We start from the raw sequence: 24277 nt of genomic DNA on the forward strand, positions 1-24277 counted from the left end.
CCCCCCCCCCCCGGGGGGGGGGGGGGGGGCCCCCCCCCCGCCCGCGCGGGGCGTGGGGGCTGCGCCCCCACAAAACATGGCGAAACGAGCCAGGCCCATGCCCTCCATGGGTATGGGCCTGCTACTCGTGGAGCGAATGACGGGATTCGAACCCGCGACCCTCACCTTGGCAAGGTGATGCGCTACCAACTGCGCTACATTCGCGCGCCTTTCGCTGCTTTCGCAACGTCTTGCGTTGGTGAACTTTAGTCGCCATACCCTCGTTCCACCAAACCGCCCCGGTCGGCGGGTGTCGGATCGCATAGGTTGGCGGCATGAGTGGGGTCAGGATCGAGGTTGCGCGGCGGGCCACTTCGGAGCTCGCGCGTGCGGTGTCCGCGTTGAATCGTCAGTTGTCCAGTTCGCCGCGCGAGTGGTCGGTGGATGGGCTCGGCGAGCTGCTGTCCGCCGAGTCCAACACCTTGTTCGTCGCATATCTCGATGACGCGATCGTCGGCATGTTGACCCTGGTCACCTACCCGATTCCGACGGGCATCCGGGCCAGGATCGAGGATGTGGTGGTCGACGAGTCCGCTCGCGGCCGCGGTATCGCCTTCGACCTCACCACTGCCGCCGTCGACCTGGCCCGCGAAAAGGGCGCCCGCACAGTCGATTTGACCTCACGCCCGGAGCGTGCGGCCGCTAATCGCCTGTACCGCCGCGCCGGTTTCACCGCCCGTGATTCGGTTACCTATCGCCGGACTCTCGAGTGAGGATGCACCGAGTTACCGGGAGGATCGGCTGTCTGCCCGAAATGCATCGATATGGTCGGCGACCCACTGGGCGTACGTGCGGGGCGCACGACCGAGCACCTTTTCGACGTCGTCGGTGATGGTGACGTCGACAGTTTTGCGGAGCATCACCTGAGCCTCGAGCGCGGCTTCGACGAATTCCGGTGACCGGCCCGCCGCCAGCAGATGTTCGCGCGCTACCTCGTCCGGCACGTCGACGACCTGAAGCTTGCGGCCGAGGGCGGCACCGATCACGGTGGCCTGCTCGTGCGTGTTGAGCCCCGCAGGCCCGGTGAGGGTGTATGTCTGTCCGGCATGGGCGTCGGACAGCAGCGCCTCGACGGCCACCGCCGCGATATCGCGCGGATCGATCCACGGCTGTGCGCCGATTCCGGTCAGGTTCGGCACCGGCCGACCGGCCCGAATCTCCGCGGCCCAACCAAGTGAGTTGGAGGCAAAACCGCTGGGCCGCAGGATCGTCCAGGTCAATCCGCTTTCCCGGACCGCACGCTCGCCCGGCACATGCCACGTGCTGACCGCGGCGCCGCCCGGTTCGCCCGTCCCGATCGCCGAGAGTTTCACGATGCGGCGCACACCGGCCGCGCGCGCCGCATCGACAAGGGCTGGATCCGATTCGAGGTACTCGGGGCCGAGTTGGCCGACGAGGAAGGCCGCCTCCGCACCGGTCATCGCGGCGACCATCGATGCGGGTTCGGCCAAATCCCCGCGCACCACCTCAACGCCGGCGGGCACCGCGACCTTTTCCGGATTCCGCGATACCGCACGGACTTTCGCGCCGCGCGCGGCCAGCTGGCGGACGACTTCACTGCCGATGGCGCCCGTGGCACCGGTGATAACGATCATGTCGTTCACGATGCCGTCGCACTGCCCGCGCGCTCTAGGAGAAAGCGGCACAACCGATTTCACAGATGTTTGCCGCGTGCGCCGGGCAGCGGCGCGGTGAGGAAGGCCGCGACGTGGTCCGCGGCCCATTGGGCGTAGGTGTGCGGTGGACGGCCGAGGACCTTTTCGACATCGTCGGTGATCACCGCGTTGCCGTTGTCGCGCACGTAGGTCTGGCCGACGACCGCGAGTTCGGCGAATTCCGGGGTCATGCCCGCGTCGATCATGTGCTGTTTCATCGCATCCAACGGAATGTCGGCGACCTCGATCGTTCGGTGCAGCACGGTGGACAGGATCGCGACGAGTTCGTGCGTGTTGAGGACGGCCGGTCCGGTGAGGGTGTAGATCCGCTCCGCGTGCGCATCGGACAGCAGCGCCTCGATCGCGACCGCGGCGATATCGCGCGGATCGGTGACGCCCTGCCCGCCGGTGCCGGTCATATTCGGCACCGGTTTACCTGCCCGGATCGCCGGAGCCCAGCTCAGGGTGTTGGTGGCGAACATGCTGGGGCGCAGGATCGTCCACACCGCGCCGCTCTCGCGCACCGCCTGTTCGCCGGGCAGATGCCGTTTGCTGAAGTCGGGCAGGCCGGGCTCGCCGGTGCCGATCGCGGACAGCTTCACCATCCGCCGCACTCCGGCGTCGCGTGCCGCATGAGCCAGGGCGGGATCCAGATCCTCATAGCCCGGGCCGAGCTGGCCGACCAGGAATGCGGCCTCGGCGCCCGCCAGCGCCGCCGCGATCGAGTCGGCGTCGCGGTAGTCGCCGCGCACCACCTCGACACTCGGCGGCAGGTCGGCCCGCCCCGGATCGCGGGTCACCGCGCGCACCTTCTCGCCCCGCGCGGCCAGCTGTCGGACAATTTCGCCACCGATAGTGCCAGTGGCACCGGTAATTACGATCATGCGGATCACGCTGCTCGCCGCGATGCCGCGACGGATAGGAAAAACCGGCACGGCCGACCAGCCGCGAACTGCTTAAAGTGGATTCGGTGAGCAGCGCACCGACGGCAGTCATGACCGCCGACGACATCGAACAGCCGATGCCGCCGCCGGAATCGCTGCGGCCGTGGATCACCGAGGTGGGCCATATCCCCGACGTTCGCCGCGAGCCGACGCCATTCGCGCATGTGCCACAGGCGGTGACCACCATCGCGCTGCGCACGTCGGAATCCGGTCGCCGCGACGCACTGGTACTCGGCCCGCGCACCCGTGCCACCTACGCACGGGCCGACAAGGGCGCGGGATGCGTCAGGCTGCGGCTCGCGCCGGGCGCGACCCGGCCGCTGCTCGGCGTATCGGCCGCGGCGATCACCGACCGTGTCGTGCGGCTCGCGGATCTGCCCGGCGTCGCCGGCGAGCTGGCAGACGCGCTCAGCGAGCTCGAACCCGACGATGTGCTGCCTTACCTGGAAGAGACACTGCCGCAACGAATTTCCGAGGATCCGACGCAGCGCGCACACCGTACCCTGCTCACCTCGGCGGTCACCGCACTGACAACGGCGACCGCGCCGGTGCAACAGCTTGCGACCACGTTGGCCATCAGTGAACGGCAGCTGCGCAACCTCTTCGCGACCGGGGTCGGCGTCTCACCCAAGCACTACGCCAGGATCAATCGCGTGCGGCACGTCATCGCCAGGGCGGGCTACCATCCGTTAACCCAAATCACTACGGCCACCGGCTATTACGACCGTATCCGCGATCATTCTATGGCGCGGGTCGCGGCCGACACCGGCTATTACGATCAATCCCATCTGGCGGCGGACTTCCGTGCGCTCATGGGGGTTCCGCCCACCAGATTCTTCCGGGGCGACTTCCCGGCACCGACGCCGTGCCAGTCGATTACGCGCGTCTGATCTTCGACACAATGCCGTCCGCTTCGGCGTTGCCGGCGAACAGAGGCGCGGAATACCTCGCCATGTCAATCCCGGTGGCGCTCAGCGGCTTTCGCCCGCCGACGGGCCATCTCCTCCTGCTCGAGCACCGCGGCCCGCTCCAGCGTCGGTGCGGTGCCGCCGAGCCGGGCGGGCACCCATCGCGCACCCGGCTCCATCGGGTAATCCCGTTGCGCCGCTTCGAGGCATTCGCCCATGCGCGTCCGCAGCGTCGCGGTCAATTCGTCGGTCGGCGGGTCGGGCGGGATCGGCTCGCCGATTTGGATGTTGATCGGAAAACGATGCCGCCCAAGCTTTTTCGGAATATCCTTGGTCCAGATTCGATGCGCGCCCCAGATCACCACCGGGATGATCGGCACCTGCGCCTCGATCGCCATCCGCGCCGCACCGGATTTGAATTCCTTCAGTTCGAAGCTGCGGCTGATGGTCGCCTCGGGATAGACGACGACCAATTCACCGTCCCGCAGGGCCGTGACGGCCCGGGCGTACGACTCCGCGCCCGCCGTGCGGTCGACGCCGATCGCCTTGCAGTGCTTCATCAGAAAGCCGACGATGCCGTGCTCCAGTTCGGCCTTCATCATGTAGCGCACATTGCGGCCGGAATTGCGCCCGACCAACCCGACCTCCATGAAATCCAGGTAGGCCGTATGGTTCACGGCGAGAACGGCCCCGCCGGTCCGCGGAATGCGTTCCTGCCCTTGGATATGGATCCGCAACCCCTGCACCGCGAAGATGGTGCGGACCAATCCGGTGAGAATGTCGTAAACCGGTTCCCGCTGCACTGGTGAAACTCCGCTACTGATCGGCCGTGTTCTTGCGCGCGGCCTTGGCCTCGGCCTCGGCGGCATCCATCGCGTCGGCCTCTTCCAGGGTAGGAGCGCTGCCGCCGAGCCGGGCCGGAACCCAATAGGCGCCCGGCTCGTGCACATAGTCCTGCTGCAGGTCGAGCAGCATTCGCTGCATGGTCGAGCGCAGCTGCGCGGTGAGCTCGGCGGCGGGCTCGTACGGCTGGATCGGTTCGCCGACCGCGATGAAAATCGGGGTGTTGGTGCGACCCAACCGTTTCGGGAACCCCTTGGTCCACACCCGTTGCGCACCCCAGATGACGATCGGGATGATCGGCACCTGCGCCTCGATCGCCATCCGCGCCGCACCGGATTTGAAATCCTTGATCTCGAAGCTGCGGCTGATGGTCGCCTCCGGATACACGCCGACCAGCTCGCCGCGCCGCAGGTAGTCGACCGCCGCCTTATATGAATCGGCGCCCGCCGACCGGTCCACCGGAATATGCTTGAGCGCGCGCATGATCGGCCCGGAGATCTTGTCGTCGAAGACCTCCTTCTTGGCCATGAATCGGATGTAGCGCTTGGGGGTGCGCACGGGCAGACCGGCATAGGTGAAATCCATATAGCCGGTGTGGTTCACCGCGAGCACGGCACCACCGGTGGCGGGAATGTGCTCATCGCCCTTGACGGTGAACTTCAATCCCTGAATGAAGAAGACGGTACGGGCCAGGCCGATGACGGTCCGGTAGACGGGTTCCACAATTCCGCTAGCGTAGTCGCAGACTGTCCCATCCGGCAGTGCGGCGCTGCGCCGCGCGTGCCGCGACGACAGCGCGTCACGTATTCGCCCCACCGCACGCCTATGGAAGAGGACCGTCGAAGTGGAACCCGCTCAACCGGAAACCCGTGTGCGCGAGCTGAAGTCGGCGCGGACCCGCGAGCGGGTGTGGTTCGGTGTACTTGTCGCGACAACCTTGCTGGTCGGCGCGTGCGACAACGTGGTCGGCGTTCCGGAGGACGCGAATCGGCCGGCCCGGCACACCACGCCACCCGCCGCGATCCCCGCACTCACTCAGACGCCGACGACCAGCGCGCCCGCCACGTCGACCCGGCGGCAGGTGCCGTTGGACGCACCACCGGTCGGCGCCCTTCCCGGCCGGGACTCGGGCCCGGCCGGGCTGCAGCTCTGGGCCGCCGACCTGCAAACCGATTCGATCACCGAGCTGCAGGCGAAATGCTGGACCATCGCCCCGAAGAACGTGGCCGACATGTACCAGGACAAGCCGGCGATCCTGGCCGCACTCGCCCAACCCGGCGCGGTCACCGAGGACGGCCTGGTCTGGAAGTACCGTGGCACCACCGTCGTCGCCGACCCGAACACAATCTCATGGGGTTACACCTGCCCACGGGTGTATCCGGCGGGCACCGATATCGGCTACAACGAGGCCGACGCGCGGCACGCCGTGCGCCGCTACCTGTCCCGCTTCGTCGGCACGCCACTCGATCCGGCCGACCAAGAGGGCCACTATCCGCTCATCTGCGGGGCCGCGAGTTGGGATCCGACGGGCAGCGGTAAACCCATCGAGCCGCCACTGGCCAACAATCCGGGCAAGCTCACCGGCGTCACCAAATTCGCGGACCAGGAGATCCGTTCGGAACGGTTGCGGCAGGACTATGTCAGCGTGCAGGTGCCGGTCACCAATGCCGCGGGCGTGACGCAGACCCGCACCTTCACCCTGGCCGAAACCGCGCACGGCTACTGCATCGGCGACGTTTCTTCATAACCACTACCCTGGATGGCTGGTAACGGTCAGGAGGAACAGCTCGTGCAGATCACCAGCGTCGGACACGCCGGTTTCCATATCCGCACCGCGGCCGGGTCGATCCTTTGCGATCCCTGGGTCAATCCCGCGTACTTCGGTTCGTGGTTCCCGTTTCCGGACAACACCCAGCTCGACTGGGACGAACTGGGCAACTGCGACTTCCTGTACGTCTCACATCTGCACCGCGACCACTTCGACGCGAAGAATCTGGCCGAGCACGTCAACAAGGACGCGACGGTGCTGCTGCCGGACTATCCGGTGCCGGACCTGCGGCGGGAGCTGGAAAAGCTCGGCTTCCACAAGTTCTTCGAGACCGAGGATTCGGTCAAGCACACGGTGACCGGTCCGGGCGGCGAACTGGACATCATGATCATCGCGCTGCGCGCGCCCGCCGACGGACCGATCGGCGACTCCGGCCTGGTGGTGTCCGACGGCGAGACCACCTGCTTCAACATGAACGACGCCCGCCCTGTCGATATGGACGTGCTGCACGAGGCGTTCGGGCATATCGATATCCACCTGCTGCAGTACTCGGGCGCGATCTGGTATCCGATGGTGTACGACATTCCGGCGCGCACCAAATCCAATTTCGGCAAGCAGAAGCGCCAGCGCGGCATGGACCGGGCACGCAGCTATATCGAGCAGGTCGGCGCCACCTGGGTGGTGCCATCGGCGGGGCCGCCGGTCTTCCTGGATCCGGAACTGCGCTACCTGAACGACGATCGCGGCGACGAGGGCAATATCTTCCCGGACCAGATGGTGTTCCTGGAGCAGATGCGCATCCACGGGAATTCCGGTGGCGTGCTGATGATTCCGGGTTCGGTCGCCGATGTGCGCGGCGCCGAGCTCGCGCTGACCCACCCGTTCGAACCCGGCCTGATCTACGACAACAAGGCCGAGTACATCGAGCTGATGGCGCAGCGGCTGGCGCCGGTGCTCGAGGCCGAAAAGGCTTCCTGGGCAACGGGAGAAGGCTCATTGCTGGAGCCGTTGAAGGCGCTGTTCGAGCCGATCATGGCGCAGAGCGACCTGATCTGCGACGGCATCGGCTATCCGGTGGGTCTGGTGATCGGCGAGGAAACCGTCGTGCTCGACTTCCCGAAGCGGGTGGTGCGCCAGCCCATCGACGGAGAAGGCAAGTACCGCTACGGATTCCGCATCGCGCCCGAGCTGGTGCGCACCGTGTTGCGGGATAACGAGCCCGACTGGGTGAACACCATCTTCCTGTCCACCCGGTTCCAGGCGTGGCGGATCGGCGGATACAACGAATTCCTCTACACCTTCTTCAAATGCCTCACCGACGAACGAATCGCCTACGCCGACGGCTGGTTCGCCGAGGCGCACGACGATTCCGCGTCCACCGAGATCGCCGGCTGGGAGGTGCAGCGCCGCTGCCCGCACCTCAAGGCCGACCTGTCGAAATTCGGTGTGGTGGAAGGCAATACCCTCACCTGCAACCTGCACGGCTGGCAGTGGGACCTGGAGTCGGGCCGTTGTAAGACCTCCAAGGGTCATGAACTGCGTTCGCGCAAGCTGAGCTGACCTACCCCGCGGATTCGCGCTAGATCAACCGGCGCGCAGGGTCCGCTGATTTGTCGCGAAGGTGTCGTGCCTGGCGTAGGTGCGGTCGCCGCCGTTGCGGGCGATCGAGCCGCGGACCAGGCGGGCCCGCAGGCGCGCACCCAACCTCTCCTGGAAACGCGTTGCGCCGGGCAGTATTTGGCGCGGCACCTCCAGGACGCTGTTCACCAGTGCGGTCGTCACCACCGCGGCCTGGAAGAAGCGGCTGTCGGGCAGGCCGAGAAAATCGGAATTGCTCGGCCCGAGCATGATTCGGCTGTACGCGACCAGATACTGGGTGACCAGCCCGCGGACCGCGCGCTTGGCCGCCGTGTCCTCGGCCAGGAACAGCCCGCCCGCGGCGGACATCAAGGCCTGAGCCAGGCGCCGTGAATCGTCGTCCGGAATGAATTCGGTATCCGCCAGAATCCAGTAGGCCCGCCAGGTATCGGATTCGCTGGTCGGCAGGATCTGCGGATCGATGCCGAGCAAATATCCGATGTAGCGCCACAATTGGAAGACCGCATCCTTCTCCTCGGCCGAGAAGCGCAGCCCGAGCGCTTGGGTGCCAACGAGATTCGCCATCGAGAACAGGCCGAGCGTGCCGACCGTCAGCACCTGGTTCACCGGCTGATCCCAGGCCGCGTAATCCCAGTCCGGCCTGCTGTTCATGCCCGACCGCACCAGCGCGTGCATCAGCCGCACCCGCAGCACGCTCTGGTAACCGACCGAATTGCGTTCCAGCCCACCGGGAGTCGTGACATCCAGCCACCACTGGGTGGTCTCCGCGAGCCGGCGCGGCGCCAGTGCGTCCAGATCACCCGTGCCGACCAGCGTTTTATCCGCCCGGGATGCGAGATAGCCGCCCATCAGCGCGAACATGCCCATCGCGATGCCGCCCCAGACGCCGGTCCGCCCGACCACCCTGGCACCGCGATCCAGCTTCGACCGATCCAGCCAGTACGGCTCCGACTCCACCTGCTCGAAGAAGGCGATCAGCTCCGGCGGCGCATCCGGCACCGCGGCGATGCCCTGCGCCACCGCGACCTCGAACATCTGCCGTCCCACACCCGCGGGCAGCCGCTTGATCATCGCGACAACGTCATCGGCCAGCGGATCACCCAGCTGCGCGAAGCGGCGGAACGAGGCCTGTTGCGCGGCGGTGCAGCGCAGATCCCCCGGGGCCAGCAGCGGTACCGCCTGCCGGAACGGAAACTCCGTGAACAGTCGCGGCGTCGGCAGATAGGTCACTGTGTCATGCGTCATTGCATCGCACCCCAATCGAGTAGGGAATCTGACAGAAACCGTCTCACAGTTTCACCGATTCTGGCAAGACGCTATGCCAGAATGATGCGTAACGGCTCGATCCGGGAGAAACTCGTAAGCACCTGCTGTTACCGACGGCTATTGTGTTCCTATGGCCTCCCCCGCCGCAGCACCCGATTCTGTCCCGGTTCCGCCCGCAGCTGATCCGGCATCGATACGCGCCACTCTGTCACCCGCGCTGCTGGCGATTTTCGACCGTGAATGGGATGCCGTGCTGGAGGAAGCCAAAAAGACCAAGGAGCTCGCCACCATCCGTTCGATGCTGCAGAACTGGCAGTTCATTGCGTACGACGAGATGCGCGACCCTGGTAGCTACTTCCGTCTCCAGGCGAAGGCCGAGCTCATTTCGAGAACCGGCAGTAACCCTGATGCGAGAACAACAGTTGAGGAGATGCGCGCCCAAATACGGCAACGTCTGGAGGGTTAGTTGTACCGCATCATCCCTGACTCCGTTGTCGTAGATCAGGTTGCGGCTCTTCCGACAGAGGCATTGCTCGCTTACGCCGAAGTCTTGAGCGTGCTCGAAATCGAACCCTGGTCTGGTCAACCACAGCATCGTGACAACCCCGAGGGCGCCGTTCGACGATGGGTTTTCGGTGGATCCGGCCAGCTCGTCTATTTGATCGCGGACCGGCAACGCGAAGTCCACCTGCTCAGGCTGGTGTGGCTGGGCTGAGGGCCTCGCCACCTGGCTGACCGCTACCCGAGGGGCAGCCAACCGTTGGCGGTGTGCATCGAATCTCCGCCGCCGAGTTCCCGGCCCGGCACCGTGGAGCCGACCCGCCCGTTGCCCTCGTTGAGGTCGCTGATCAGCTCCGAGACCGGATGCGAATCGCTGTAGTGGTAGCCCTGCGCCAGGGCGAATCCGAGTTCGGTGAGCACCGCGGCCTGGTATTCGGTCTCCACGCCCTCCGCGATCACCTGCAGATCCAGCGCGCTGGACAGCGCCGCGATCACCCCGAGCAGCGGCGGCGCCGGCGAATCCGAGCGGATGGCCGCGACGAACGACTGATCCACCTTGAGGATGTCGCTCGGCAGCGTGGCCAGCCTGCTCAGCGACGAGTAACCGGTGCCGAAATCGTCGATGGCGATCCGCACGCCGCGCTCGCGCAGCGTGTGCAGATTCCCGATGGCCGTTTGGGATTCGGCCGCCAGCTCGCTCTCGGTCACCTCCAGCACCAGCTGGTTCGCGGGCCAGCCGGTGCTGGCCAGAATGTTGGAAACCCGGTCGGCATAACCGGATTCGGCCAGTTCCAGCCCGCTCACATTGACATTCAGCGTCAAATCCAGCTGCGCGAAGGTCTCCTGCAGCCGCGCGGCGTCGGCGCAGGCGCGGCGCAACACCAGCTCGTCCAGATCGGAGATGAGGTCGTACTCCTCGGCGACCCGGATCAGACCCTCGGTGGTGACATCCGGTTGCGCACTCGACGACCAGCGCAGCAGCGCCTCGACACCCACCGCCTTGCCGCCGCCCTCGGTGAGGCTGACGATCGGCTGATAGTGCACGTCGAGCGCGCCGCGATCGATCGCCTCCCGCAACTCGACCGCCAGCGGCAGCTGCCGCGACGATTCCAGCACGGTACGGTTGCGCCCCGCCTGCTTGGCCCGGTACAGACCCACATCGGCGCGACTCACCAGCAACGATCCGGATTCGCCCGGCTGCCATGAGGTGACGCCCGCCGAACAGCCGGTCGTCACCGCCGCCCGCAGCTGTTCGGTGAGCAGGATCGCCGCCTGCTCGGTGGTGTTGGGCAGCAGCAGCGCGAAAGCGTCACCGCCGTAACGGGCCAGCCGCTGCCCGGGCACCAGCAGCTTCGACCAGGTGTCGGCAACCCGTTGCAGCACAGCGTCTCCCGCGCGATGCCCGAGATGATCGTTGATCTTCTGGAAGCGATCGAGATCGACGAGCACCAGCGCCAGCCCCTGCCCGCCGCGGGTGGCCTGTTCGATCGCGGAGTTCAGCGCCCGATCGAAGCCACGCCGGTTGAGCAACCCGGTGAGCACATCGATATCGGCCTCCGAGGCCATCCTGGTCAGGATGCCGACCACCACGCCGACACCGAAGGTGACCCCCGCCGGAATCAATCCCGACCACAGTGGCAGCGCCGGATGCACCGGCCGCGCGGGCAGCACCCAAAGGCACAGCACCAGTGCGAATCCGATATGCGCCGCGGCGAGCGGCCAGGAGAAGAACAGCGCCGCATCACAGGCGATGAATACGTAGAACGCGGCAAGGCTGATGGCCCCAACGGTATTCGGGAACGCGTACACCGCGATCGTCACCAGGATGGTCGCGATGGCGACATATCCGTGGTGGATCGCGTGCGGCACCCGGGGACCCCAGCCGAGCAGGCTGAGCCCGAGTAGCAGCGCGATGGCGGCCGCCCAACCGACCAGCGCCCGATTGCCCTCGTTCCCCGGGGCGATGCCGGTGATGAGCAGCCCGAGCGCGCCCCCCATGACGTAGAAGGCCCCGGTGGTCCGGGACATGACCATAGCCGTCGCCAGCGCAGACGCGGCCCGCACCCGGGTTCGGGTATCGCCGCGAGACCCGATTCCTCGCACGGTGAATAGCCTAGACACAACGTATCCCGGCAGTAGCCACATCCCGTGAATCCGACATGGCGAACACGTGGCTAATTTGCGGACAGCGGATTTCGGCTTGTCACCGAACCGGGCGCAGCACCTCGGTACCGACAAACGGGACGAGCGCGGCGGGCACCCGGACCGAACCGTCGGCCTGCTGATGGTTCTCCAGAATGGCGACAATCCACCGCGTGGTGGCCAGCGTACCGTTCAAAGTCGCTGCGATCTGCGGCTTTCCGTGCTCGTCTCGATAGCGGATGGAAAGCCTGCGCGCCTGGAAGGTGGTGCAGTTCGAGGTGGAGGTGAGCTCGCGGTAGGTCCGCTGGGTGGGCACCCAGGCCTCACAGTCGAACTTGCGCGCCGCCGAGCTGCCGAGATCGCCTGCGGCGGTGTCGATGATCCGGTAAGGCACCTCTACGGCGGCGAGCATGTCCTGCTCCCAGCCGAGCAGCCTGCGGTGCTCCGCCTCGGCATCCTCCGGCTTGCAGTAGACGAACATCTCGACCTTGTCGAACTGGTGCACCCGGATGATGCCGCGGGTGTCCTTGCCGTAGCTGCCCGCCTCCCTGCGGAAACACGACGACCAACCCGCGTACCGCACCGGGCCCGCGCTCAGATCGATGATCTCGCCGGCGTGGTATCCGGCCATCGGCACCTCCGAGGTGCCGACCAGGTAGAGGTCGTCCTCCTCCAGGTGATAGATCTCGGCCGCGTGCGCGCCGAGGAAGCCGGTGCCCGCCATGATCTCCGGACGCACCAGCACCGGCGGAATCATCATGGTGAACCCGTTGGCCACCGCGCGCTGCGCCGCCAACTGCAGCATGCCGAGCTGCAGCAGCGCGCCGTAACCGGTGAGGAAGTGGAACCGCGAGCCCGAAACCTTGGCCCCGCGCTCCATATCGATCATGCCGAGCGATTCGCCGAGCTCCAGGTGATCCTTCGGCTCGAAGTCGAATTCCCTTGGCGTGCCGACGGTTTCGAGAACGACATAATCGTCCTCACCGCCGGCGGGCACACCGTCGAGCACGATATTCGAGATGGCGCGGTGCGCGGCCTCCAGCTCGGCGTCCGCCGCGGTCTGCGCGACCTCGGCCTCCTTGACCTGCTGCGACATCTCCTGCCCCTGCGCCAGCAGCGCGGACCGCTCCTCCGGCTTCGCCTTGCCGATCAGCTTGCCCATCGCCTTGTGCTCGGCGCGCAGCTTATCGGCGGTGGCCACCGCCGCCCGCCGCGCGGCATCCGCCTCGAGCAGGGCATCGACGAGGGCGGGGTCTTCGCCGCGGGCGCGCTGCGACGCGCGGACCGCGTCGGGGTTTTCCCGCAGGAATCGGAGGTCGATCATGGGCCACCAGCCTAATAGGCGCTGCCGACGAAGTCGCCTTCAGACCGCGCCGGGCCGAGCTCCTGCGCGAGGCACTCGCCTAGTGGTTTGCTATTTCCGTTTCACGCCGATATCGGCGGTACCGCGACGGTAAGGCCCATTACGCGCGCATAGTTGGCTCGTGGGAACGACTTTCGACGAATCGGCCATCGACGCGGCGCTCGCCGAGCTGGCGGCGGGCGAGAAAGTGTGGGCGGCGACACCGCTGGCCCGCCGTCGCGAACTGCTCGACCAACTGCATGCGCGCACCGCCCGCTACGCACCGGAATGGGTGGCGACGGCCAGCGCGATCAAACATCTGGACGCCGACTCACCGCTGGTCGGCGAGGAATGGATGTCCGGTCCGCTGGCTCTGCTGCAGGGCGCGTCCGCGCTGGCGGCGACGCTGGCGGCCCTGGAATCGGGCCACAGCCCGCTGGAGGGCCTGCACCTCGGCACCGCCCCCGGCGACCGGGTGAGCGTGCCCATCCTGCCGCTGAATATCTATGATCGCCTGCTGCTCAGCGGTTTTCGCGGCGAGGTATGGCTGCGGCCCGGGGTGGACGCGGCCACCGCGCGCAGACGCGCCGGGCTCGGACAACTCGACCCGACCGCGACCGGCGGCATCGGGGTCGTACTCGGCGCGGGCAACGTCATGTCGATTCCGCCGCTGGACGTGCTGTACGAGCTGTACGCGCACAACCGGGTGGTCGCGCTGAAGCTGAACCCGGTCACCGACCCGATGTATCCGATATTCGAGATGGTCTTCGAGCCGTATCTCGAACTGGGCGTGCTGCGCGTACTGACCGGCGGCGCGGATACCGGCGAATATTTGGTGCATCATCCCGATATCGCGCACGTGCACATGACCGGCAGCGCGAAAACACACGACACGATCGTCTGGGGTACCGGTCCGGAGGCCGAACAGCGCAGGGCCGAACGGCGTCCGCTGCTGGACAAGCCGATCACCAGCGAGCTCGGCGGCGTCTCACCCACCATCGTGGTGCCCGGCGAGTGGTCCGCCGCCGATCTGCGTTTCCAGGCCGAGCACGTCGCGACGCAGCGGCTGCACAACGGCGGCTACAACTGCGTCGCGACCCAGGCCGTCGTACTCGCCGAGAACTGGCCGCTGAAGGACCGGTTCCTGGCCGAACTGCGCGCGGCCATCGCCGCGGCGCCGCAGCGGCCCGCCTACTACCCGGGCAGCGACGGCCGGGTAGCCGAGGCGCTCGCGTCCTATCCCTCGGCCGAACGACTCGGCCCGGAGGCGAACCGGGTGCTGGTGCGGCAGGTTCCCGCGACCGCGAACCCGCTGCTGCGCACCGAATACTTCTCACCGGTGCTCGGTGTCGTCGAACTGCCATACGACGGCAGCGAATTCCTGCATCACGCGGTCGAATTCGTCAACGGCGAGGTCAGCGGGACGCTCGGCGCGAACGTCCTCGTCGACCCCGCGACCAGGCGCAGGCTCGGCATCGCCGTCGACCGCGCCCTGGAACGGCTGCGCTACGGCACCATCGCGGTGAACGCTTGGACGGGGCTGGCGTTCCTGACCCCGCGCGCGGCGTGGGGCGCGTTCCCGGGACACACCCTCGACGATGTACAGAGCGGAATCGGCGTGGTGCACAACGCGTTTCTGCTCGAAGACGTGGAGCGCACGGTGGTGTACGGGCCGTTCCGGCCCGCGCCGCGCTCACTGTTCGGCGGGGAGCTGGCGCTCTCACCGAAGCCGCCGTGGTTCGTCGACAATGCCACCGCCGCGGCGACCGGACGCAAGCTCGCCGAGTTCTACGCAACGGCGAGCCCGGCGAAATTGCCCGCGATTTTCCTGTCCGCCTTCCGCGGTTGAATCCGGGCAGGTCGTGGCACCGCGCCCCGGACACTGCCATGATGGATCGCGATGTCTGTCGATGACGAGCCGAAGCCGATGCCGGGTAAAACCGCGCGCAAACGCCCGCCGCTGTCCATGCCGACGCGGGTGAACCTGCACCTGACCGCGCCGAAGTTGCGCTGGGGTCTGCTCGCGGTGGCCGCCGGCGCGGTGATCGCCGCGCTGGTCACCCTGTTCGTCACCGGATTCCGCAATGACAAGGGCCTGGAGGCGCACAATCCGGCCGTACCCGGTTCCACCATCCTGGACAAGCAGTTCGGCACCGCCGACCGCGGCGACTGCCTGACCTGGTCCAAACCGGACCGGACCGACCTGACGAAGGTGTCCTGCTCGGGTAAGCACCTGTTCGAGGTGGCCGCCGACATCGATATGAGCAAATATCCCGGCGTTGAATTCGGTCCCGGCTCCCGCTTCCCGGATTCGTTGCGGCTCACCGAGTTGAAGGAAGAGCACTGCCTGCCCGCGGTGCAGAACTACCTCGGCGGCCGCTACGACCCGCGCGGCCGCTACATCATCGGCCTCATGTACCCGAGCCCCGACGGTTGGAAGCACGGCGATCGCACGCTGCGCTGTGGTGTGCAGCTCGGCGGCGCCACCGGCGCGGCGCGCCCGGTCACCGGCAGCATCCTCGACGGCGACCAGTCGAAGGTCTACGACCGCGGCACCTGCCTCGGCATCAATCAGAATCTGCCGACCGATCCGGTGGACTGCGCCCAGCAGCACGCGCTGGAGATCGTCTCGACCGTCGACCTGGGCCAGCATTTCCAGGGCCCGCCGCCCGCCAAGGACGAGCAGGACAAATACGTGCAGGACGAATGCGCGAAGGCGGCCACCGACTATCTGGGCGCACCCGACGTGATCCGCAACAAGACGCTCACGATGTTCTTCGACTTCGTCGACGCGCGCAGCTGGCTGGCCGGTAACCGCAAGTTGGACTGCATGGTCGGCAAGGGCGCGGATAAAGAGGGTTTCGCGCCGATCACCGGTTCGGCCAAGGGCGATATCCAGATCAACGGTCAGGCTCCGGTGCCGCCGCCGAGCAACGGCCGCTCCACTCCGAGCCCGCTGCCGGGCGCCGCACCGCTGCCGCCGCAACCGCAACCCAGGTAGTCCGATGGCGGTATCCATGTCCGCCGACCGGTTCGAGGAACTGGTCGGCGATGCGCTAGACCTCATTCCGCCGGAGTTGGCGCGGGCCATCGATAACGTGGTCGTGCTGATCGAACCTCGCAATCCGGATGATCCGCATCTGCTCGGGCTCTATCACGGAATCGCGCTGACCGAACGGGACAGCCACTACGGCGGCTCACTGCCGGACACCGTGACGATCTACCGGGACACCATTCTCGAAATCTGTTCGGACGAAGCCGAAGTCGTCGAAGAAGTGGCGATCACCGTGATCCATGAGATCGCACATTATTTCGGCATTGACGAAGAGCGTCTGCATCAGCTGGGATGGGGCTAGTCTTAGCAAGCTGGTTGCGAGCATGCACGCGACGAAGGGGTTTCGAGTGGGGTTCGTGAGCAGCGAAAGACCGGGCAAGAAATTTTGGGGATTCGATGGAACCGATCGCGTACCCGTCGCGTCCAATCACTCGTAGGGGGAATTCTCGTGGTTCCGCCCCATAGCCGCCACTAGAAGGAGTTCGAGACATGGTTGGCCACGTACTAGTCTCACCCGAAGCCGTGCTCGCCGCCGCGGCCGAGCTCGACCTGGTCGCCGATCGGCTGGCCGGTGTCGCCGCGCTCAGCGGTCCTGCCACGCATGTTGTTCCCTCGGGAATCGACGAGGTGTCGTTGCTGGCGGCATCCCACCTCAACAATGGCGCGGTCACGCACGACGGGGCGACCGCCCAGGCCGTGCTGGAACTGCACCACGCCGCCGCGACCCTGCGTCTCCAGCTGGCCCAGTACCTGGCCGAGGACGCCATGCGCGCGGGCACCATCGCCGCCACCGCAGCGACACTTGCCATCTAGACGCGCACCGGGCAACGCGTCGACCAAGAGGGGAGAACAAAGATGACCGCAGGAATCACCGGGGTGTTCTGGCTGCCCCGGCTGGCAGAAGGCAATTCGCTGGCATTGGAATCGGGCGCGCACGCCGTCCCGATCTACGCGGCGAGCACGGCATGGGGTGCGCTCACGGGTGCATGGGTTGATGCGACGGCAACCGTCGCGCGAGTGATCGCCGAGGTCGGCGTCGGCCTCGAAGGCATCAACGGACTTTCGGTGCTCAGCAAGCTCGCCGGCTTCACCGGCTGGGCCGAGCAGCAGGGCGTCATGGCGGCGAGTATGGCCGCCAAGGCCGCGTCGAACGCGACCGCGTACACCATCGCCTCGCTCGCCATGCCCAATCCGGTCGAGATCGCGGCCGCCGATGGGGCGCGCGTCGCGGCATACTCGACCGGCGGTGTGCTGAACGGCTCCGCCGAGGCCGCCGAGGCGGCAAAGGCCGCGCTCGACCTGCGCGCCGCGCTCACCATGGAAACCTACGAGGCCGCCACCTCCGCGATGGTCGCGACCCCGAGCCAATTCATCAACCCGCCCGCCATCGCGCACGGCGCGGGCACCGCCGATCCGAACCAGGCCGCCCAGCAGACGGCCCAGCAGGCACAGGCCGACCCGGTACAGACCGCGATCGCCGCCGCGACCGCACTGGCCAACAATCCGGCCGTCGCCAGCGTCGCGACCCAGGCGGCCAATGTGGTCGGCTCGATCGCCACCACCGGCGTCAGCGGCGTCGGTACCGCGGCGACCTCGGCGCTGTCCGCCGTCACCAGCATCAGCGCGCCCTCGGTCACCGCGGCCGCACCGATGACCTTCATCGGCGGCGGTGTCGCGGCGGGCGCCGCCGCCGCGGCGACCAGCACCGGGACCAGGTCCGCGTCGGTCGGCGTCGGCACGTTCAAGACGGTCAGCCTGTCCAGCGGATCGCTCAAGCTCCCCGAGGGCTGGGGCAGCGGCATTTCGGGCAGCGGCACACCGACCACCGAGCCGGTGGCGGTGGCGAACGTCGAAACCGGCGTTCCGGTTCGCCCGGCGAGCGCCACCGCGCCCGGCACCAGCCCGCTGCTCGGCCGTCAGGCTCAGGACGAGGACGACGAGTCGCTGCACAACACCCCCGACTACCTGCGGTCCGCCGACAACTTCGCAGACGGCCGCCTGGCTGCGGACGGGGTTATCGGCGCCGAACCGGCCGGGACGGCTAAGTGACGGTTCTCGGTGCGGGCCGCGGCCCGTCGATGCTCGCCGGGGTCGTGCTGTCGCTCGACGAGATGCAGTACCTCTTGGAGAAACTGCAGTTCGACGAATTGCCCACGGTGCTGGATACCCGTGGGCAATACGACAACGTGACCGCGCACGCGGCAGCGATGGCCGCGGCCGCCCAGTCACTCACCGATCGGGAACTGCTGATCGATGGTGTGGTTCATCGAGAATTAGAGGACCGGTTGCGGGCGCTGTACCGCCCGCACTGGGTCGTCGCGCTGCGGCTGCACGTCGAGGGACAGATCAGCCGGATGTGCCTCGCCCGGGGCGACGATCTGGTCACCGTCGCGCTGCGCGGACCGCAGTCGTATGTCATCGACGAGGTCGAGGAAGATCTGCCCGGCCCGCTGATCGCGGCGCTCGGCGCGACCGAACCGCTCGAGCTCACCGGGATGAACGCCCCCACCGAGCAGCTGGTGCCGATCTTCGACGATGCGGGCGATGCGGCGACCACCGCACAGCGCCTCGCCAAGGTCGGCAACCCGCCCCGCGACGCACAGGTGATCGCCTCGGCGATGGTGCAGTGCAATGCGCACGCCGAAATCGTCGGTGTCATCTACGGCGACGGCACCCGCGAGGTCACCGACAATCACATCGCGGTATTCGACACCCGGAACGGACGATTCATCGCCACCGCGAGCAGATCCGACGACGGCGTGAAGTGGACATCGTTCAGCAGCGGCACCAACGCGCGGCTGCGCACCGCACTGCTGGATTTGATCAACTCGCTGCCGCTGCGGGAGGAGTTCCCGGCGAAGCCGGAACACTGAACCCCTCCCGAGCGGGGGGCGACGTCAGCTCGCGATGCCCATGCCCTGCGCGAGCAGCGGCCACGACTCGTGCAGCGCGTCCTCCCAATACGGCCAGTTGTGCGTGCCGACCGGGCTGAACTGGTAGGTCGCGGGGATGCCGAGCGAATCAAGCCGGTTCTTCAGATTCACGGTGCAACCCTTCACGGCCGCCTCGATGCCCATGCCGAGCCCGAGGTTGACCACACCCTGCGGTCCCGGCGCCTCGCTCTGGTACAGCTGAACGTCCCTCATCAGCGGAATGCCGCTACCGGCGGAGATATAGAGCAGGGTGCCGCGCAATTTCTCCGCGTTCACCACCGGATCGTTGTCCTGCCACAGCGGGCTGCTGGCGGGACCGTACATATTCACCGTGTTGCCGCCGGCCCAGAGCTCGGTGGCCAACTTCACGTACTGCTGACCGGCCGGGTCGGAGATCTGCGCGCATCCGCTGTACGCGGCGACCGTCTGCCACAGACCGGGCTTGGCCTCGGCAAGCTGCAACACCGACGTGCCGGAGGTGGACAGACCGGTCAACGCGTTGCGGCCGCTGGATTGCAGGGTCTTGTCCAGTACCGGCGGCAGCTCCTCGGTGAAGAAGGTCCGCCACTTGTTCACGCCGAGAACCGGATCCGGGTTCTGCCAGTCGGTGTAGTAGCTGCCGCGGCCACCGATCGGCTGGATGACGTTGACCTGCTTATCGGCCAGCCAGTCCAGCACCTTGGTGCGGTCCTTCCAGCTCGCGGTGCCCTCACCGGCATCGAGGCCGTTGAGCATGTAGAGGTTCGGCGCTGGTTTGGAGTCATCGGCCGGGCGCAGGACATCGACCGTGATCTCCTTGTCCATCGACGGCGAGTACACCTTCAGATGCCAGGTGCGCCCCTCCTTCGTGATGGAGGTGACTGCAGCCGATTTCGGCGGTGTCGCGACGGCCGTGCCGCCGAGCAAGGTCACCGACACCATGGCGGTGAGTGTCACGGCGGCGGTGCGTAGCGCGGCCGCGCCGCATAGCGAAGAGAGCTTCATCCTTTTCCCGTCTACGTGCTTCGTCCACCCCAGGGGCTGCCCCCAGCCCATCGTTACGTCTGCAGGCGAGACGGAATCGTTACAGGTCAGCCCATCGGGTCGTCGGCCGTCGGCGACACTTCGTCGCCGAACGGCGGCGTGTACCGGCCCCAGCGCGTGCAGTCCCAGCCGCCGTCGTCGCGGGGCGCCAACTCGATGGTTTCGGTGTTGTCCAGATGATTGTTGGTGGCGAAGAGCAGCGGGACACCGGTCAGGAAGCGAGCGACCAGACGCATGGCGGCGCCGTGGTTGACCAGCAGCACATCGCCGGAATCGACGGCGATCAGTTCGGTCCGGACCTGTTCGAGCACCGGGAGGAAACGGGCGAGCACCTGGTAGCCGGATTCACCGCCCGGTGTGCGCTCCCATAGCTGGCCCGCATGCCAGGAGCGGTAGATCCGCTGGAAGATGGCGTGCGCCTGCGCACTGCTCTCCCCCTCGATATCCCCGACCTGCACCTCGTGCACATCGGCGACGATCTGCGCGGGTACACCGGTGGCCGCCTCGATATAACCCGCGGTCTGTCTCGCGCGCAGCGCCTCCGAGCAGAGCAGCGCCCGCGGCGGACCCGACAGACTCGCACCGAATGTTTTCGCCTGTGCCGCACCGCGTTCGGTCAACGGCAGCCCCGGAACCCTGGTGTCCAGGATCTTGGCGACATTGCCCTCGGTCTCCCCGTGCCGGACCAGAATCAATCTGCCACTCATAGATCCGCCACCCCTTTGCGCAACCGGGTCAGCCATTCGGCGTGCGGTTCGTCGGCGGGCGGGGGCGTACCGGTCGTCGAGGCGGCGGGCCACGAGCCGAGGAAACGCACCCGCGCGGTGCGGTGCAGCGCCTTCAATGTCTCGGCGACCGCGATATCGTCGATATGCCCGACGCAGTCGAGATAGAACCGGTAGGTGCCCATACCCGTTCTGGTCGGCCGGGATTCGATCCTGGTCAGGTCGATGCCGCGGGTGGCGAATTCGGCGAACGCGCGCATCAGCGAGCCGGGTTCGTTGGTCAGTTCCAGCACGACGGAGGTGCGGTCGGCGCCGGTCGGCGGCGGCGCGACCCGGGGACGCGTCACCAGGATGAAGCGGGTGACCGCCTGCTCGTGGTCGGCGACACCGGAGGCCAATGCGACCAGTCCGAGACGTTCACCCGCGAGCGCCGTCGACACCGCGGCATCGGCCTTGTCCGCCACCACATCCTCGGCCGCGGCGGCGTTGGATGCCGACGGAAACGGTTGCGCCAGCGGCAGATTCCGCGCCACCCACTCCCGCACCTGCGCCGCCGCCACCGGATAGGCCGCGAGCGTGCGCACGTCGGCCAGGCGGGTGCCGGATTTCGCGAGAATGGTGAAGCTGACCTCCAATTCGGTTTCCGCGACAATCTGCAGTCGCGGCCCGATGGCCAGCGAATCCATGGTGGCCGCGATGGAACCCTCGATCGAACTCTCGATCGGCACCACCGCGCCGTCGACATCGCCGGACCGGATCAGGTCCAGCGCCGCGCCCTGGGTCGGCGCGGCGATCCGTTCGACCGGTCCGTCGAAGACGCCGGTGGATTCGAGGTCGGCGAGGGCCATCTCGGTGAAGGTTCCGGATGGCCCGAAGTAGGCGATGCGGGGCACCCCTACGACATTACTTGCGGGAAACCAGGTTGCCGGGCGATCCGCGAACCCACGGACACCCTGGACCGCTCAACGGATCCAGGATTGCCAGCCCCGCGGACGGGTCGCCTGGACCACCGGATCCGACCGAACTCCGCACCAGCCCCGAACCAGCACGGATCCAGGACGCGATCCTTGGCGACAAGCTCGCCGCGACCACCGGACTCGACCGAATCCCACGGCAGCCCGAATCAGTACGGATCCAGGACACGAGCCCGGCGACAACCTGACTACGACCATCGAATCCGACGAAGGCCCGAACTCCATAGCAGCACCGGGAAGCATGGACCCAAGACCTGAGCCCTGCGACAAACTCACCACGACCACCGGGCTCGGCGGCCGATCGAATTTCGCGGCAACCCCCGAATCAGCGCGGATCCAGGATCGCCAGCCCTGCGGCAAGCTCGCCGGGGTCATTGGTTTCGATGGCGAGCAGGACTGTGCGAACGGCCTCGATCGCGGGTGGTTTCAGCGAGGTCAGGAATGCTATGTCGGGGCTGCGCAATGCCGTGCGAATGTCGTCGCCGCAGAGCGCGGCCGCAGTCGCGGCGATGATGGCGAGCGCCCGTTCCGCGGCTCGCGCAGAGCTGATCTGCGGTGTGCCGACGCCGATGCGTGCGACGAATCCGCCGTCGGTGTGCGCGATTTCGGCGAGGAAGTCGGCGATTTCGGGCTCGGATGCGGTGTCCAGGTCGAGTACGCGGGCGGCGCCGGGCGCGACTGCACGCACCAGTCCGTCGATGAGACTCCGCCGGGACGGCGCGCTCAACGAAACCAGTACCGGCTCATTCGATCCGTCTGCCACCAGGCCACCGTAGCCAACGGCCGGACGCTCCCGACAACGGATCCTTTGCGATCCGACGGCGGCGAACCCTTGCCAATCTCCGGTTGGTCACTTAGCTTAGGGTAACCTAATACGCCCTCAGCTACCGGAGGTCCGCATGCCGCGCACGAACTCGACCGTCGCACCGTCCACCGCGGAACGGGTACGTAGCGCGTGCTCACATGCGGAACAGGCGGTACTCGCCATGCCCGGCATCGATCCGACGCCGACCTCGGTGCACTTCATCCGGCCCGGCGGCGATGCGGTGGTCGCGGTGCCCGCCGCCTCGCTCGCCGCGGTGCTCGCGGCCAATTCCGGCGAGACCGGCGCGCCCGCGGTGCTCGAACTCACCGACCACGCCCCGCTACCACTGCGCGAACCGGTGCGCGCCCTGGTGTGGTTGCGCGGTTGGGTGCGGTCGGTGCCGACCCAGGCGCAGCGCGCGCTGGCCACCGAGGTGGCCAAGGATCATCCGCGCGTGGGCCTGCTGGAGGTCGGGCATACGGCGACGCTGCTGCGCCTGATGATCGATTCCGCGGTGGTGGCCGACTCGACCGGCGCCGCGTCGGTCCACGTCGACGAGCTGCGGCTGGCCCAGCCGGATCCGTTCTGCGCCATGGAATCCGCGTGGCTGCGTCACCTGACCGTCGATCACGCCGACGTCGTCGCCCAGCTGGCCCGCCACCTACCGGCCCGCCTGCAACACGGCCGGGTGCATCCGCTCGCCATCGACCGCTATGGCCTGACCCTGCGCATCGAAGGCAGCGACGGCGACCACGATTTCCGGCTCCCCTTCGGCACCCCCGCCACCGATATCGAATCCCTCAGCCGAGCCGTCCGCACGCTCGCGGGCTGCCCATTCCTGAACGGCCTGCGCCGCATCTGATCCGGCGGTACGCGCCGCATCGCGGCCTGGGCAATAGATTCGACGTATGCATGTCGAATCCGGCGCCGGGGTGGACGAACCCGAGTTGACGCGGCGGGAGCGGATGGCGATCCGGATGGAGATCGCCGTGGTGCTCGTCGTCACGTTCGGGTTGAGCGGGATCAGTGCGGCGCTGTCCTTATTGGAGAGCGCGCTGCGGCCGGGCGGCGTCGGCGGGCAGACGGTGGCGTTGAACCCGTCGCGGTCGGCGCAGTCGATCATCGATCTGCTGTTCCAGCTGATCGGCGTGCTGCGACTGGCCGGTTGGGCCGCCCTCGGCCTATATCTGTTGTGGCGCAGTGGAATCGGACCGCGGCTGATCGGGCTGACGCGAATCAGGTTCCGGCCCGACGGCTGGCATGGGCTCGCGCTCGCGGCGATCATCGGAATACCGGGCCTCGGGCTCTATCTGGTCGCGCACGCGCTACATTTCAGCGTCACCATCGTGCCGAGTTCACTCGGCGACCACTGGTGGCGGCTGCCGGTGCTCATCCTTTCGGCATGTGCGAATTCGGTGGCCGAGGAGGTGATCGTCGTCGCATATTTGCTCACCCGATTGCGCAGACTCGGTTGGACGGAGAATTCCGCACTGCTTGCCTCGGCATTGCTGCGCGGCAGTTACCACCTGTACCAGGGTTTCGGCGGTGGCGTCGGAAATGTGGTGATGGGCTTGATCTTCGGCCGTTACTGGCAGCGAACCAATCGGCTGTGGCCGCTGATAATCGCGCATGCGACCATCGATGCCGTCGCCTATATCGGCTATACCGTACTGCGCGGTCATGTTTCGTGGCTGCCGTAACGCATTCAGCGGAATCCGAGATTCATTCATGAACCGAATCACGACCGACAAGTAG

The 24277-nt window shown here is 67.1% G+C and carries 25 protein-coding genes and 1 tRNA gene; 14 read left to right on the forward strand and 12 right to left on the reverse strand.

The features are described from left to right. Positions 1-128: 128 nt before the first annotated feature. A tRNA-Gly gene (locus LGY53_RS31675) sits at positions 129-204 on the reverse strand. A gap of 110 nt (positions 205-314) precedes the next feature. Here LGY53_RS31675 and LGY53_RS31680 point away from each other — a divergent pair. Continuing rightward, complete coding sequence (locus LGY53_RS31680; RefSeq protein ID WP_225730366.1) at positions 315-752, forward strand: GNAT family N-acetyltransferase; 438 nt, start codon at positions 315-317, stop codon at positions 750-752. A gap of 12 nt (positions 753-764) precedes the next feature. Here LGY53_RS31680 and LGY53_RS31685 read toward each other — a convergent pair whose 3' ends face one another. Together LGY53_RS31685 and LGY53_RS31690 are read right to left on the reverse strand one after the other, a co-directional pair. Next, positions 765-1634: an SDR family NAD(P)-dependent oxidoreductase gene (locus tag LGY53_RS31685; RefSeq protein WP_225730367.1), complete on the reverse strand. Its 870-nt coding sequence runs from the start codon at positions 1632-1634 to the stop codon at positions 765-767. 59 nt (positions 1635-1693) lie between these two features. Beyond that, positions 1694-2578, reverse strand: a complete 885-nt coding sequence (locus LGY53_RS31690; RefSeq protein ID WP_225730368.1) for an NAD(P)H-binding protein — start codon at positions 2576-2578, stop codon at positions 1694-1696. Positions 2579-2664: 86 nt separating this feature from the next. Between LGY53_RS31690 and LGY53_RS31695 the strand changes: the two genes are divergently transcribed. Next, on the forward strand, positions 2665-3528 hold the full coding sequence (locus LGY53_RS31695; RefSeq protein ID WP_225730369.1) for a helix-turn-helix domain-containing protein: 864 nt from the start codon (positions 2665-2667) through the stop codon (positions 3526-3528). Positions 3529-3593: 65 nt separating this feature from the next. Here the strand turns inward: LGY53_RS31695 and LGY53_RS31700 are convergent, their stop codons facing one another. Both LGY53_RS31700 and LGY53_RS31705 read right to left on the reverse strand, forming a co-directional pair. After that, on the reverse strand, positions 3594-4349 hold the full coding sequence (locus LGY53_RS31700) for a 1-acyl-sn-glycerol-3-phosphate acyltransferase (RefSeq protein WP_225730370.1): 756 nt from the start codon (positions 4347-4349) through the stop codon (positions 3594-3596). 13 nt (positions 4350-4362) lie between these two features. Continuing rightward, a complete protein-coding gene (locus tag LGY53_RS31705) occupies positions 4363-5112 on the reverse strand; it encodes a 1-acyl-sn-glycerol-3-phosphate acyltransferase (protein WP_225730371.1) in 750 nt (249 codons plus the stop codon). 121 nt (positions 5113-5233) lie between these two features. On the opposite strand from LGY53_RS31705, the gene LGY53_RS31710 reads away from it, so the two are divergent. Both LGY53_RS31710 and LGY53_RS31715 read left to right on the forward strand, forming a co-directional pair. Next, positions 5234-6136 (forward strand): hypothetical protein, encoded by a 903-nt coding sequence (locus LGY53_RS31710; protein WP_225730372.1) that lies wholly within the window; start codon positions 5234-5236, stop codon positions 6134-6136. A gap of 42 nt (positions 6137-6178) precedes the next feature. Then, positions 6179-7717 (forward strand): Rieske 2Fe-2S domain-containing protein, encoded by a 1539-nt coding sequence (locus tag LGY53_RS31715; protein ID WP_225730514.1) that lies wholly within the window; start codon positions 6179-6181, stop codon positions 7715-7717. Positions 7718-7741: 24 nt separating this feature from the next. Here the strand turns inward: LGY53_RS31715 and LGY53_RS31720 are convergent, their stop codons facing one another. After that, positions 7742-9001, reverse strand: a complete 1260-nt coding sequence (locus tag LGY53_RS31720) for an oxygenase MpaB family protein (protein ID WP_225730373.1) — start codon at positions 8999-9001, stop codon at positions 7742-7744. A 151-nt stretch (positions 9002-9152) separates the two neighbouring features. Between LGY53_RS31720 and LGY53_RS31725 the strand changes: the two genes are divergently transcribed. After that, positions 9153-9488, forward strand: a complete 336-nt coding sequence (locus tag LGY53_RS31725; RefSeq protein ID WP_225730374.1) for a DUF6247 family protein — start codon at positions 9153-9155, stop codon at positions 9486-9488. After that, entirely contained in the window at positions 9489-9737 is a 249-nt protein-coding gene (locus LGY53_RS31730) for a hypothetical protein (RefSeq protein ID WP_225730375.1), read from the forward strand. It begins immediately after the preceding gene. 23 nt (positions 9738-9760) lie between these two features. On the opposite strand, the gene LGY53_RS31735 is transcribed toward LGY53_RS31730, so the two are convergent. Further along, positions 9761-11551, reverse strand: a complete 1791-nt coding sequence (locus LGY53_RS31735; protein WP_225730376.1) for a bifunctional diguanylate cyclase/phosphodiesterase — start codon at positions 11549-11551, stop codon at positions 9761-9763. Between the two features lie 175 nt (positions 11552-11726). Next, the gene (gene serS / locus LGY53_RS31740; RefSeq protein ID WP_225730377.1) at positions 11727-12989 is read right to left on the reverse strand and encodes a serine--tRNA ligase; all 1263 of its coding nucleotides are present in this window, start codon (positions 12987-12989) and stop codon (positions 11727-11729) included. Between the two features lie 160 nt (positions 12990-13149). Here serS and LGY53_RS31745 point away from each other — a divergent pair, with 160 nt between their 5' ends. The 6 genes from LGY53_RS31745 (at position 13150) to LGY53_RS31770 (ending at position 18935) form a co-directional block, all read left to right on the forward strand. Continuing rightward, positions 13150-14856, forward strand: coding sequence for an aldehyde dehydrogenase family protein (locus LGY53_RS31745; protein WP_225730378.1), 1707 nt, complete (start codon positions 13150-13152; stop codon positions 14854-14856). A 78-nt stretch (positions 14857-14934) separates the two neighbouring features. After that, positions 14935-16008, forward strand: coding sequence for a septum formation family protein (locus LGY53_RS31750; protein ID WP_374111260.1), 1074 nt, complete (start codon positions 14935-14937; stop codon positions 16006-16008). 4 nt (positions 16009-16012) lie between these two features. Then, positions 16013-16363 carry a metallopeptidase family protein gene (locus LGY53_RS31755; protein ID WP_225730380.1) on the forward strand — a complete coding sequence of 117 codons (351 nt, stop codon included), beginning with the start codon at positions 16013-16015 and terminating at the stop codon, positions 16361-16363. A 188-nt stretch (positions 16364-16551) separates the two neighbouring features. Further along, entirely contained in the window at positions 16552-16875 is a 324-nt protein-coding gene (locus LGY53_RS31760; protein WP_225730381.1) for a PE family protein, read from the forward strand. 42 nt (positions 16876-16917) lie between these two features. Beyond that, positions 16918-18111, forward strand: a complete 1194-nt coding sequence (locus tag LGY53_RS31765) for a PPE domain-containing protein (protein ID WP_225730382.1) — start codon at positions 16918-16920, stop codon at positions 18109-18111. After that, positions 18108-18935: an ESX secretion-associated protein EspG gene (locus tag LGY53_RS31770; RefSeq protein ID WP_225730383.1), complete on the forward strand. Its 828-nt coding sequence runs from the start codon at positions 18108-18110 to the stop codon at positions 18933-18935. The genes LGY53_RS31765 and LGY53_RS31770 overlap by 4 nt, the downstream gene beginning before the upstream one ends. A 24-nt stretch (positions 18936-18959) precedes the next feature. Here LGY53_RS31770 and LGY53_RS31775 read toward each other — a convergent pair whose 3' ends face one another. From LGY53_RS31775 to LGY53_RS31790, 4 genes are all read right to left on the reverse strand, one after another. Continuing rightward, positions 18960-19979, reverse strand: a complete 1020-nt coding sequence (locus LGY53_RS31775) for an alpha/beta hydrolase family protein (protein WP_225730384.1) — start codon at positions 19977-19979, stop codon at positions 18960-18962. A gap of 86 nt (positions 19980-20065) precedes the next feature. Further along, complete coding sequence (locus LGY53_RS31780; protein WP_225730385.1) at positions 20066-20725, reverse strand: histidine phosphatase family protein; 660 nt, start codon at positions 20723-20725, stop codon at positions 20066-20068. Continuing rightward, a complete protein-coding gene (gene pheA / locus LGY53_RS31785; RefSeq protein WP_225730386.1) occupies positions 20722-21636 on the reverse strand; it encodes a prephenate dehydratase in 915 nt (304 codons plus the stop codon). Before pheA ends, LGY53_RS31780 begins: the two co-directional genes overlap by 4 nt. 406 nt (positions 21637-22042) lie before the next feature. Next, on the reverse strand, positions 22043-22480 hold the full coding sequence (locus LGY53_RS31790; RefSeq protein WP_225730387.1) for a hypothetical protein: 438 nt from the start codon (positions 22478-22480) through the stop codon (positions 22043-22045). 136 nt (positions 22481-22616) lie between these two features. Here LGY53_RS31790 and LGY53_RS31795 point away from each other — a divergent pair, with 136 nt between their 5' ends. Next, a complete protein-coding gene (locus LGY53_RS31795; protein ID WP_225730388.1) occupies positions 22617-23384 on the forward strand; it encodes a DUF2470 domain-containing protein in 768 nt (255 codons plus the stop codon). Positions 23385-23430: 46 nt separating this feature from the next. Continuing rightward, positions 23431-24222, forward strand: coding sequence for a CPBP family intramembrane glutamic endopeptidase (locus tag LGY53_RS31800; protein ID WP_225730389.1), 792 nt, complete (start codon positions 23431-23433; stop codon positions 24220-24222). Positions 24223-24277 lie beyond the last annotated feature (55 nt).

Source organism: Nocardia sp. JCM 34519.1, assembly GCF_020361265.1.
GTDB lineage: Bacteria > Actinomycetota > Actinomycetes > Mycobacteriales > Mycobacteriaceae > Nocardia > Nocardia arthritidis_A.